Source organism: Mesorhizobium sp. M1143 (assembly GCF_040318435.1).
Classification (GTDB): domain Bacteria; phylum Pseudomonadota; class Alphaproteobacteria; order Rhizobiales; family Rhizobiaceae; genus Mesorhizobium.
Genome location: NZ_JAMYMJ010000085.1, coordinates 1 through 11,923, shown reverse-complemented (window position 1 = coordinate 11,923; position 11,923 = coordinate 1). Strand labels below are relative to the sequence as shown.

Genomic DNA, 11,923 nt, shown 5'->3' with positions numbered 1-11,923 from the left:
TCTGGCGCTTGCCTCTCTAGCGCTCCGCAGGAAAGCCGTTTAGCCACAGCCGTACGGTTTGAATTTGCCGGGGCCGGGCTGCTGGGTGGGAGGTCAGGAGGTGGCAGTTTTCTGGACTGGACCGAATCAGTGGATGTTCGAGGCCCCAGGCAGCGCTGACGAGGACTTTGCCGCGAATCTAAAAGAGGCCGCCTGCGGTTGCTCAGTGACCGAGCAGACTGGTGGGTGGGTGGCTTTCGAGATTGTGTCTGTGGCCGGCACGAAACCTATCGAGGCATTGCTCGCGAAGCTGATCAACATCGATCTTGCTGACTTTGGTCCGGGCCGCGCGACACGTACAGTCCTTGAGAATATGACATGTGTCGTCATCCGCCGTTCTGCAACTCACGTCGCGGTGCTCGGCGCGCGCTCGTTTGCCGCTTCGCTCTGGTACGTATTGGAAACAGCCGCGAAAAGGATAGAGGAGAAGGAAGGGTTTTGTTGCAACGGCTGAATAGGGGCGCAGAGATGCCTGATGCGAGGTCAATCAGGCGGCGAGGATTTCGAACTGCTCGGCCAGGGACGGATTAGGATTGGCATGTCGGCTAAATCAAAATCAAGATCCGCGGCCAAGGGACTTATCTCTATTGCGCCATCGACAATGTCGGATACAGTCGAGTTTTGGTGGAGCGAGCAGCCCTACCTGCAGGCCAAGCGCTTCTTCAAGACGCTGGAGCGTCATGGCCGACCGGATCGCTTGATCATCGACAGCCAGGCCTCGCCCGGCCCCGGCTGACGGCGATCCGCATCCACGGGAGCCAATGTTTGAACAATCAGCTCGAGCAGCTGTGACGAGGACTTTCAGCAGCCAAGGGTTCATTGCAGCGACGCTCTTTGTTGCGGCACATTCGGCGAGCTGTTGCAAGGCCAATTGCCAATCGGCTCCCTTCCCCGTGACCCCCACTTCTTAGTCACGATGCCCATCGCGCTCTTTGCGCGTGCCCACTTCATGCCGATCTCGGGCGCACCGTCCGTAACCGTTTATCCGTCACACAAAGTCAAAGCAAAACGACTGGCTCGTGATTGCGCTCGGCGCCTCGGTAGGAATCCTCTTTTTGCAATCTGAGCTTCCGGAAGGCAAAGGATGGCGAGTTCGTCTGCGGATCTTGTAGCGACTGCACGGTCAATCGCCCGCTGCATCAAGCGTAGAATCCGGACATCGTTGATCGAGAAGCTAATGGCGGAAATCGAGCCATCCGACCGGGGTGATGTACCCCGCGTGGTCGCATATCAGCAGCGAGCATGTAGCCTTCTCTCGTTTCTCGGGCAAATGCCGCCGCTTGCAATCGTTGGCATCGATGAAGGTGGAACGGTCGGAACGGTCGACTATGATCAACGGCGAGGCGAAACCTCCGGCAGCTACAGAGCAGAGTATCAGGAACTACTCCACCGCGCTCGCATAGCAATTCCATGCGAAGTATATGCGCGAACATCTGGCAGACGGGTCATCAATGACGGCCGTCGCCGCTGAACGGATGGCGTCGCGAGGCGTTCCTTTCAGGGACGCCTACACACAAACCCGATCAAGCACCGCGATCGGGGCCTGCAAACAACGGCGCTTTCCTGCCGAGAGCAATGTCGGGGTCATTCTGCCCATGTTGGGCAGGAGGTCGAGCCCGTTATCGTTGGCATCGGTATTTGGGACGCCGGCTTCGCTGCGAGAACAGCGAAGAACGCGCGAACGGTCGGATCATTCATTTCGGTGTCGTGCCGGGGCATGTCATTACCGCTCCCGCCTGGATGGTCGATCCGGTGGCTTGCGCGACAATGGACCTGGGTTCCCCGCGTATCGCTTGCCGCACTGCTTGAGCTTCATCGAAGGTAAGCGCGTAGCCGATGCCGTTTAGCGCTGGTTCCAAGGCATGAGCGCCTCGAGATCGCTGTTTGGCCAGCCATTGGCGATGCGCTCGACGCCTTGGGTGAGCCAGTGTGCGGATCGACCTGGTTCATCTTGGCGGCGGTCAGCAGCGCGGCGATGGTGGCCATGTCCGTCGGCCTTCGTCGCTGCCAGCGAAGAGCCGGGCGGCCATCTTTAGACAAGTGGGGATTGCGCCAGCCCAGCCGGCGGATCGCCAGATAGTCTTGGCCAAATGATCCGCTTCGCCGCGCAACTCGAGCAGCCTATGCCAGTCCGGCCCGTTGCGCGACAGACGGGAAGCTTCGTGGTAAAACACGGCGCCGATCACAGGTCGTGCTCTAGGAGCCAACCAACCTTGCAAACATTCCTATCCCCCTCGGAAAGCGTCCATAAGGTCGCTGGAGATAGGGAGCGTAAAACCCCGCCAAGAGTATCGGATGATCAGGACGCAACGTGGAGAACCCCCCAGCTGCACCTCGGCAATTTTTCGAGGAACAAAGACAAACTTGTACCGCAATAGAATTGAATTCAGTGGTAGCGTAATCCCAGGTCAATTCGACGTCATGATCGACTTCGTGAATAGCAATAAAATCATAGGCGCCGAATCGGTTAGGCACGATCGCTAGATTTGGATTACAAGAATGATTAGAAAGAACGACGGGCTCCTCGAATGTAGCATGAATGTTCCAGTCAATTTGAATGCTATATATGGTCCTTTCTTCCTCAAGTCTGTCAATTAACCCAATCATGACAACCTCTCCCGGGAGGAACTGACGGGAGGAAAAGATTCCCCGCCCTCTGTCGGCTCCCGCATCCGCGATCTTTACGTTTCGTGCATTGATTATCCTTGCGCATGCTGCGTCATCATCCAATATAGAACGGTATTTCTTTTTTCTCTTGTTTGGCATAGCGGTCATCCTTTTTCACATGGACGGTTAAAGAAGAGTCTCCGCCATTTCTGGCCGTCAGAACCAGAAAATGTTTGTTGTGAGGGCAGTTTCGGCCCTTCGAGCGCCTATCGATGGCGGCTGGAGGTACCGGCTCGGCAACCAAGGACGTTCAATATTTGTGCCAATTCAGCTGACACGAGCTGAAGCAAGAGTCTTCTCGTTGCTGTTCAGCCATTTCTGTCGATGCATGACATGAAAAGGCTGCCAAACGGTGCGGCGGACCCGACAAACGACACAAAATGTCGGAAGTCGATGGGATTTGTCTATGCTGGCTTGACGGAGAACCACAATGCGATCGGTGGGATCTCAACTAGTTCGGCGAAATGCGGTCTGACCTCGACCTGGCCACTCAGTTTAATGTTGATTTCCCTTTCCTTTATGGATCAGTTGCGCCGCTCGCGACCCTCGCGGTCGTCCGGCCTGCTGGTCTCGTAGCGAACCGTCATGCGGCAACAGCCGATGGCTTTACACGCCTGCCGTTCGCTCATCCCAAAGCCTTCCTTCAGGCGAGCGACAGCTTTCCACTTGGCCGCGCGCGTCACCATTTCTTTCCCACGAGATCCTTCAACGCGGCATTGTCGAGCATCGCGTCGGCCAGAAGCCGCTTTAGCCGCGTGTTCTCGTCTCTCTCGGGCATGCGGGTTGCCCGCGAATTGGACCGGCTCATTGCCGAGCGCGGCCGGCCGAGGATGATCGTCAGCGACAATGGCAGCGAGTTCACCTCGAACGCCATCCTCTCCTGGGCGGATCAGAACCGCGTCGAATGGCATTACATTGCGCCCGGCAAGCCGATGCAGAATGGCTTCATCGAGAGCTTCAACGGCCGACTCCGCGATGAACTGCTCAACGAGACGCTGTTTACCTCGCTGGCTCAGGCGCGCGTAGCCATCGCCCTGTGGCGCGCCGATTACAACACCGCGCGGCCGCACTCCCAAATCGCCTAGCAGACACCGGCCGAGTTCGCCGGCACCTTCAATCCGCGACGGTCGCTCGCGCTGCGCTATGCCAAAGGCTCCGCGCCAGCGCCCGCCCCTTCACCCGCCCAGCAGGGCACAACCCACGCCGGAAACGAACTCAAAACTGGATAGAAACTGGGGGCAAGGTCACTCTGCCCGTCGGCGGGATCGTAACGGGCATGTGTTCCGCTGGCGTGTGCAGTTGGGCGTGGCGCAAAAGAAGCGTGCCAAGGTTGCGCTCGTCGCACTTACCGAGGGCGATCCAGCGACACTTCTGCTGCGCGACCTCATGCAGCCGCCGGATGGAATGACGGCGGTCGATCTGCTTGACGACCGGCGCATATTTGCGCCCGCCGACGGCGATCCGGACGCAATATCGGCGCCAGCCTTACGCTATGTCCAGAGCAAGCCTGTTTCCAATTTCGACGCTAACTTCATAGGTGGTTACATCAAAAAGCATGCCAACATCCTCGTAGTGAGCAAAAACTCCCTAAAGAAAGGCCCACCACCCTCGGAGCCTATCAATAAGGTGGCTTGCAATCTGCGAACCTGACAGATGAACGCCCAATTCCCCCATCGGAAGGTCTGGACTGATTGTTGCAGAGCCCATGTTGAGACTCGTGATCACCACGTCGTCCTCGCCCCATAGGAGGAACTTCGCGTGGAAACTCTCTGACGGGGACACGACCTGAACGCCTCTTGCCAGTGCTTCCACTGCGACCGACATAGCTGCTCCGGCCTCGGCCATGGCACCGGAGTTCTGACTGTATACGACTACGGGGGTTAAACCTGTCCTCGAATGGAAGTGTTCAGAAGGGATTATTGCATTGGCAAATGCGGCATTTCCTAGCCGATCACTGGCAATCAGGAAGCGCTTTTCGGCGGTCCCACTCGCGTGGCGCAAGAGGGCTTCATGCATCTGGCCCGATACTACTCCCGCGGTCATTTTTCCTTGTTGAGGCTGATGCCTGAGAGCGTTACCCAAAAGGTAAAGTTCACTACCGACTTCGGGCCGAAAGCCGGGTTGCGCTATAAGTTTGCAGAAGCTGCTAACCAGCTGCGCTACGACACCAGGCGATCGCAATATTGCAGTGACTTCAAGGCGATCAAACTTGCTGAAGAGCCAGCTGCAAGATCCTATTGCTCCGATCCAACCACCGAGCCCATCGTCCGCAACAATCAGTTTGGCATGCGACCCGGTGGAGCGCAGATGAATAGTGACACTTCCTCTGAGAGAGTCATCACCCGAGATAGCCTTTGAGATCGCCGTCGCTTCCAAAAGAGTCTTTTCTTTTGGCTCGTTCGGGCTTCCGGCTCCCCAAAATATATCTATGCGCGCCCCCCTCCTTACAGCGCCACGCAAAAGGTCTACAACATTGTCGAAGCTGTCCTTTTTCAAAAACGACGAGTGGAGGTATATTCGACGGCTGGCCGTCGCAAGGATGGCATGGAATGCATCCCGGTGCTCTTGACCACCCACGATCAGGTCTGTGCGCGGATCAAAATCAATTCGGGCCATCAATGGCACGATCGGTTCGTCGTCCTTCGAAATGAGAGAGTTCATCACGACCTTCTTTCCCGATACGGGAAGCGAAAGGGCATAAACAACTTGAGATTTTAGCTGCGTAGGTGCCTTTGCTGGCAGCCCCCTTAGATCATGACCGTCAGCAGTCACGATGATGTATTCGTCATCTCTCTCGATTAGAGTATCGCCATCAAAATAAATTAAAGTCTCATCGGGATTAAGAATCTCCTGAAATCTTGCGACATTTTGAGACGGACTTGTTTGAATCTTTTGTCCACGTACTTCGATCTCATGGACAGCAGCCCCACTCTCTTTGAAAGCCGTCAGCGCCCCTGCATTCTCGACGCGAACGTCCCTTTTAGGAAAGACCGTTCCCGTTATCTTGTCGACCACGAAGGCAATCTTGCGAGAAAATCTTCGCTGAAGCGTGGGGATTTCCTCACCATGAAGGACGATTGCCGACCCGTATGCGGTGGCCTGAAATGCCGGAACACCATGAAGCAACACCGCTTCGATCAGCCGGAAGCGCATCATCCTGTAGACGATTTCCAGGATAACGCGCCTCGGGAGGTTCAACTCACTCGCCATCTGTGTTGCTGATCGTGCCTTAATTGAAAATGCCCATAGGACAAGTTCATCAATGGCGCTCCAGCCCCGTCCCTTCTCAAGAACAACCCGGGCCGAAACACGAAGAATGGGGATTGCGGCAATCGCCAGTGGACGGCTTTTGCTCGTGATCAAAATGTCACTCCTTCAAGAGCATCAGCCGCGCTAGTGACAACCGCCGCAGGTCCACCTCGGTATGCTTTTTGTGTAGTAAGGTGCTCTAGCGTGTCGAGGAACAAACGTATGAACGCGAGGTCATCCTGTTCGACGGCGGAGGCGTGCCGCGTGCTTTCTTTCAAGAACTCCAAAGACCCGACGACGATTAGCTGCATTTTTGCCCGGCTTAGAAGCACGTTCATCCGTCGCGGATCTCTTAGAAAGCCGAGCGAGGCGACGCCATTGCGGTGATTGTTTCGTACTAAAGAAACGATCACCAAGTCTGCCTCGCTGCCCTGAGAAGAATCGACCGTTCCATGCATGCGGCTATCGTGGGTGAAACCTGAGAACTGCGCGATGGAACTCGCACCGCTATTTCGCAACACGTCCAGGTCCCTCGCCATACGCTCAACCTGAGCCCTATAGGGGGATAACACAGCCAGAGTATTCAGGTCGGCAGGGTCGGGTTTCAAATCTGCGACCTTCAGACGACGAAGTATCTCTAATACAATCCTGCGCTCAGATGGATTATGCCATCGTGGCCGCCCCCTCTCAACCGGCTCAGCTCGACCGGATCGGCTGGCAAATGGCATGTCGATGAAGACGATAGGCGAGCTTGGAATTTTGCTATCGAACGTAAAAGGCAATGGTACCTTGGCGCTCTCAATCCTGTCATCACCTGTGTAAAGCCGGTTTTTGTAAAAGCAACGTGAGACCAACTCGGCGATCGCCGGATCCATTCTATGTTGGCACCACAATTCGCTTGATACCGTGCGTCTCTGCCCTCCAGCCACGGCGCGCTTACGCTCCTCCTCCTCAACGAGGGACCGAAAGGGTTCGAGCATACGAAGTGCGAGTTGTGTCGTCGTTTCTAACACCGCTTCGTCTCGGACGGCAGATCTAAGCTCGTCCAAACCGCTTTCAAAGAACGTGGCTCCAAGTACATGCTCGACTTGCTGTAGTGCATTACGGACTGCGGTGTTATTTGAGAGAATTGAAGTCAACCGCTCCGAATCGAAGGGAGGGAGCTGATGATGATCTCCTATCAGCAGTCGGCGCCCTGACAGCGATAATGGGGCTATCAATTCAGGGCCTGTCGCTTTAGCTGCTTCTTCTATTAGCACCCAGTCAAACTGAGCACCATCTTCACATAGGCGCTCAACGTCGAAAGAATTACTTGTTGAAAAAACAACGTTTGCCGATTCTAAAACTAATGCGTCTAATGCACGTAAGCCAACTTCTTCACGGCGGTTAAGCGGTCGGGTGACCTTACCTTCATCATCAAATGTGGCGTGCAACACAGCCTCTTTGAGCGACGATATCCCGAGTTGCAAGGGGCCCGGAGCATCATTTATCAAAGCTGAACTCAGAACCCGATCGAGATAGCTAGCCGCGGTCTTTCGAAGATCTTCATCCGTCGAGACTGAATCGTCTCCTCCCCTAGACCGAACTATGATCGTTTCCGGCAGCGCCGCGACAACCTTCTTTCGGACCGTTGAGAGTAGGTGATCAAGTGCTTGATGGCTTTGAGCACTCAGGAGAATTCGGGCGGCTGGGTCGCCTTCAAGGCGTCGCCTGACTACCTCGGCGCTTAGTCGCGTTTTCCCGACTCCTGGGGGTCCGACGACTAGATGGTTAGGCAATGTTTTCCAGATCTGTTCCAATGCTTCCCGCTTTGGGCCATCTAGGTCGCGATATTCACTATCCTCTACCAAGACGTCCTGTGAGCTTCTTATCCGCCTTCTCAAGTCGACAAACAGCGATGCCAAATCTCGCTGCTCGCCAAGCGCTTTGGTTGTTCGCAAACGGCGCCGGATCAAAGCTTCCGTCCCCGCTTCTCCGCTGCGCTTGAGAAACAGGTTCTTTTCGTCACGGATGAGATCCAGAACTTCAAACTCGTAGAGCGGAGATCCGTTGGCGCCTTCCACTACTCCGAGAAAACGCGCCCTTATCTCAGTTGCATTCTTTGAGGATAATGTTCCTGATACACTGAGCCTCCAGTCGACGTCAGTTCCAAGATCTTCCTTTTCGAATATCCGATCCATAACCTCGGCGGTGTTCCGCTCTTCAATTTCGGCCGCGAGATTGTCGCGAGCTGTACCCAAGCGAGGGGCAAGGCGAACAACATTTCTCCCTCCATCCGTCTTCGCTGACGCGACGCTGACAGGCAGGATGTCCAACGATTTGACTAACGCCTCGACGACTTGAACAAGCAGTACCGCTCGCTGCAAAGGCACACTCTCGCGATTAATATCGTCGACTTTTGGAGGGACGATTGGAATCGTCCAATCGATTGCCATACTTCTCAAGCGGCCGAGCAATGCTAGCGCGTCGTGCTTGTTGCGGGCAACTAGGACTTCGTGGCTAAGGCGATGAACCTCTCGATCGCCCGGCAGTCGCGCTCGATCCCTCGGAACGATCGAAACCACAGTTGCGATTTGCCAGGTGGGTGGACCTTCGTCCGCGAACTGTCGAACGCGGTACGAGAGTGCCTCGGTAATGATTGTCAAAGTATCGAGCGTCTCCAAATCGTTCTGGTTGGAAACGACGATCTTGGCACCGCTCGCAATATCGCCCTCTATGTATGCTATTTGACCATCCAAGTCATCGATGGGTATGCCGCCATCAGTAGCCTGATCGATAGCTTCCGCCATTTTCCGGTTAGGACGGGCAAGTAGAATGAAGCGGGCCGCTTTCGTGGTCCCAAACCGGACGAGCTCGCGTAGTAGCGTGTCGACCGAACGCATGACCCAACGTGCATCAGCGGCGTCTTCTCTATGGGGATCGGTTAGTCGACGCAGAAAATCGATCTCGCCTTCGCTCAGATCAATTACGGGTCGGCCCCGTTGAAAAGGGTCATCCGACCGAAGCCGAGTCACGTCCACACCCAATATATCAGCAAAGAGCGCGCCTAGAGCTTTCCAATCGTCACCATAGGAATAAATCAACCGGTCGATCCGCGCGCGCGCTTTCGCCAACATAGGATCAAGGGCTTTGGCCTCCCCCATGCCAACGCACCACTCGAAGCCTCCAAGTTTGAAGTCCGCAGAATTGCTGCCGTTCGTGAACACTGCATGCCGGTCAAGCCTACCGTGAACCAGTCCCCGGGCATGCAATAGCCCTATGGCCTTTGCTAAGCGGGAAAGGTTGTTCCAAAGGATTGCTCGATTGGAAACGATGTCCAGCCCCTTCAGCCAGTGGCGAGAGCTTAGGGTGCGCAGACGTGCCGCCAACGGCGTGGCTGCAGCCTCATATACCACGCAAAATGAATCTGCGGTCTCAATCATCTCGATGACTTCGACCATGACTTCATCGGCGTCAGGATAGTTCATTACCCGATCAACCTGAAGCCTTTCATGGTTCCAGAGCTCCCTAAATTCCCCGTCTGCCTGATCTCCAGCTTTCCACCAGATCTTAAGTGTTCGATCTTCGCCTGTCTCCTTGACGACGGCCGTGATCAATCCAGGGCGCAGCTCTTCGACTTGAGGACGTTGGAGATAATCTTCCGAAAGCGAGAAGGTATCTTCCAGTCGAATTCTCTGATTGCGTCGGGCCATGATTATCCACTATCTAGATCAATCCATTAATTCGCGAGTTTAGAAGATCATGCAACCACATCCCGGCAGAACCACCGACCCGCTACTAGGAAAGATGTGGAAAACAAAAAGTGCCCGCTTTAACGCCCACACACGACTCAAAGCGAAACAGTCGTTGTCCACCACAGCAACGTCTTTCCTCGCCTTTTACCTGGTAATCGTGGCGCTCATACCTCTGCTCTATGAGGCAAGCCTCCCGCCGGGCGGACCGAAGTTTCTGTCGGTTGTGTCCCTAATTATATCCATTTTCCTAATTATCATCACTTTGCTAGAGAGCGCCAAAAATTACAGCGGCGAAGCAGACAGGATGCAGAAGTGTGCGCTGGAGATTTCTGACATATACAACCAATTTCAGGCGCTGACTTTGGAGGAGGCAAACAGCCGTAGACCTGAGTTTAGCGCAAATTACAGTGAAATTCTGAAAACACATCAACTAAATCACAAAGATGTTGACTACATTAGATTTGAATTGATGTTTCATAAAGATATGCAAATTGGAAGATTTTCGCTCGCCTTAATGTTTATTCGCTACGTGGCTCTGATCGTCGCAGAATATTGGCTTTACTTTGTTCTAATACTTGGTCCAATGGTATTGGGCTATTGCTATAGGTCAGAACTAGGGCTCTAAACAATTTGGATTCCGCGTGCACCTCATCCTCGATAAATCGGCTGTTCGACAGGCGCGCGAGCGACGCCTAGGTGATCTTACTATGAGTGAGCTGGCTTGGTGTCAGCCTCGACGAGCGCCGTGACCCTCGATCGCGATTCCCTGTAAACGATAACAAAACAGCGCCTGCTCAATAGTGGGTCTTGCGATGTAGCGCTCTCCTGCTGCCACGAGACTCTGCACTGAAATCAATGCGGCGTGCCTTAGAAACGGCCTGAGAAAGGTCACGCCGCTGACGCTGATTTACGACGCTTTACGGCAGTCTACGCGGACGGACGGCTCAATCCTAACGCAGGTCACTGGCCCCAGGTGAAATGAGCGCAGAAAAGTGACCGAGACTCCTGCCAGCCATGATTTTTTACGGTGGTGATCCTATGATCAAAACGGTCCGCCGAACCCCCTCTGCCATTCAGCTAGCTTCCCGAGCGCCTTCCGGTAGGTGGCGTCATCTCGGACGTACAAGAGTGGCGTTGTCCGCTCTAAGTCGTCATCCCGGCCGTTAAGGAAAGCATCGACATGCTTCGCTGACAAAGACTGCTTGGTATCGGCAGTGATTTTCTCCTGATATCGCTTGCGCTTGACATCGGCGGAGAGCGCGCCTCGAGCCTTGGTCAATCCCGACTCGCTATCCTCCGCCGCTTCCAACGGCGACATGCCGCTCAGATCGTCGCGTTTCGCGTTCAGAAAGGCCCCAAGATTGGGGCCGCTCAGTTCCGTTTCAGCGTCAACGCATAGCCGGTCCCGACGCGATTGCCTAAGTCGGTTGGCTTCCTGAATCTGTTTCTGCCGTAGCCCTTCGGCCTGCTTTGATCTCTGAGCCTTGCAGCGCTCGATTGCGCCTCGAATAGGCAAACCCAACGCAGCATGTGGGATCGCGCCGCTCTTTCCGAACATCGCGACAACGGCTTCTATTTCGGCGGCGATCTTCGGCGCTTCGACATCAGACTCGATCGCGGCCCGATATGTCATGTTCGTCTCTCTGTGGATAGAATTCAGCCACGACTCGCCCGTCATGTCCCCTCGCTCTTCGGCCGGAAGCTCGGCTAAGATCCAATCGACTGCTTGCACTGCGGCATGCACGACAGCGGTTCTCTGTGTCTCTGCCAGCGTGCGCGCGGTCCACTTGTCCGCAAGGGACCTCTCCAGCGTCACTCCGTAGCCTTGCTGAACCAGAACGCCCTTTCCGAGCAGGTTTTGCAAATAGTTGTCGATCGCCTTCCAAGCGGGCGCGAAGCGAGGTTCGGCGACAGCGACACCGTACGCTACTTCGGTAGTAACACGCTGAAATTGCGGGCGTATCAGCGCGCTCTTTTCCAAATGCTTGGCGATCGGCACTGCCTTGGTAGCTGCGCTACCAAGGCAGTGGTCGTGAAAGACTTCCGCTAAGATTGTCGCCTGCCATACCGCAGGCGGGACAGTGAAACACGCATAGCCGGCGACCTCGATACCAACATGTTCGGCGAGTCCGATTGCTTTGAGTTCTGCATCACGCGGAACAGCAATCTTCTTTCCGGCCAGTTGTTTCAGCCCATCGACATAGGCGCGCGCCAATTCATTTGCCCGCTTCTCA

General features: G+C 55.0%; 7 protein-coding genes and 4 pseudogenes. 5 read left to right on the top strand and 6 right to left on the bottom strand.

The window, feature by feature from the left end; all coding sequences use genetic code 11:
* The first annotated feature begins 58 nt into the window (after window positions 1–58).
* Window positions 59–493: a sarcosine oxidase subunit gamma gene (locus tag NKH35_RS29710; RefSeq protein ID WP_352917279.1), complete on the top strand. Its 435-nt coding sequence runs from the start codon at window positions 59–61 to the stop codon at window positions 491–493.
* 101 nt (window positions 494–594) lie between these two features.
* A pseudogene (locus tag NKH35_RS29705) lies at window positions 595–748 on the top strand (DDE-type integrase/transposase/recombinase); the annotation flags it as partial.
* A gap of 1,134 nt (window positions 749–1,882) precedes the next feature.
* On the opposite strand, the pseudogene NKH35_RS29700 reads toward NKH35_RS29705, so the two are convergent.
* From NKH35_RS29700 to NKH35_RS29690, 3 genes and pseudogenes are all read right to left on the bottom strand, one after another.
* Window positions 1,883–2,060: pseudogene (locus NKH35_RS29700) on the bottom strand (transposase domain-containing protein); the annotation flags it as partial.
* A 175-nt stretch (window positions 2,061–2,235) separates the two neighbouring features.
* Window positions 2,236–2,805, bottom strand: coding sequence for an SET domain-containing protein-lysine N-methyltransferase (locus tag NKH35_RS29695; protein WP_352917277.1), 570 nt, complete (start codon window positions 2,803–2,805; stop codon window positions 2,236–2,238).
* Between the two features lie 434 nt (window positions 2,806–3,239).
* Window positions 3,240–3,472: pseudogene (locus tag NKH35_RS29690) on the bottom strand (helix-turn-helix domain-containing protein); the annotation flags it as partial.
* Here NKH35_RS29690 and NKH35_RS29685 point away from each other — a divergent pair.
* Window positions 3,468–3,935, top strand: a pseudogene (locus tag NKH35_RS29685) (integrase core domain-containing protein); the annotation flags it as partial. The pseudogenes NKH35_RS29690 and NKH35_RS29685 overlap by 5 nt on opposite strands.
* Before the next feature lie 49 nt (window positions 3,936–3,984).
* Entirely contained in the window at window positions 3,985–4,356 is a 372-nt protein-coding gene (locus NKH35_RS29680; RefSeq protein ID WP_352917275.1) for a hypothetical protein, read from the top strand.
* Here NKH35_RS29680 and NKH35_RS29675 read toward each other — a convergent pair.
* Window positions 4,294–6,069: a phospholipase D-like domain-containing protein gene (locus tag NKH35_RS29675; RefSeq protein ID WP_352498883.1), complete on the bottom strand. Its 1,776-nt coding sequence runs from the start codon at window positions 6,067–6,069 to the stop codon at window positions 4,294–4,296. The genes NKH35_RS29680 and NKH35_RS29675 overlap by 63 nt on opposite strands.
* Window positions 6,066–9,647: an AAA domain-containing protein gene (locus tag NKH35_RS29670; RefSeq protein WP_352917273.1), complete on the bottom strand. Its 3,582-nt coding sequence runs from the start codon at window positions 9,645–9,647 to the stop codon at window positions 6,066–6,068. Before NKH35_RS29670 ends, NKH35_RS29675 begins: the two co-directional genes overlap by 4 nt.
* Window positions 9,648–9,696: 49 nt before the next feature.
* On the opposite strand from NKH35_RS29670, the gene NKH35_RS29665 reads away from it, so the two are divergent.
* The gene (locus NKH35_RS29665; protein WP_156932643.1) at window positions 9,697–10,314 is read left to right on the top strand and encodes an SLATT domain-containing protein; all 618 of its coding nucleotides are present in this window, start codon (window positions 9,697–9,699) and stop codon (window positions 10,312–10,314) included.
* Window positions 10,315–10,731: 417 nt separating this feature from the next.
* On the opposite strand, the gene NKH35_RS29660 is transcribed toward NKH35_RS29665, so the two are convergent.
* Window positions 10,732–11,923 (bottom strand): hypothetical protein (locus tag NKH35_RS29660; protein ID WP_352917271.1); only part of this gene is annotated, 1,192 nt, incomplete at its 5' end.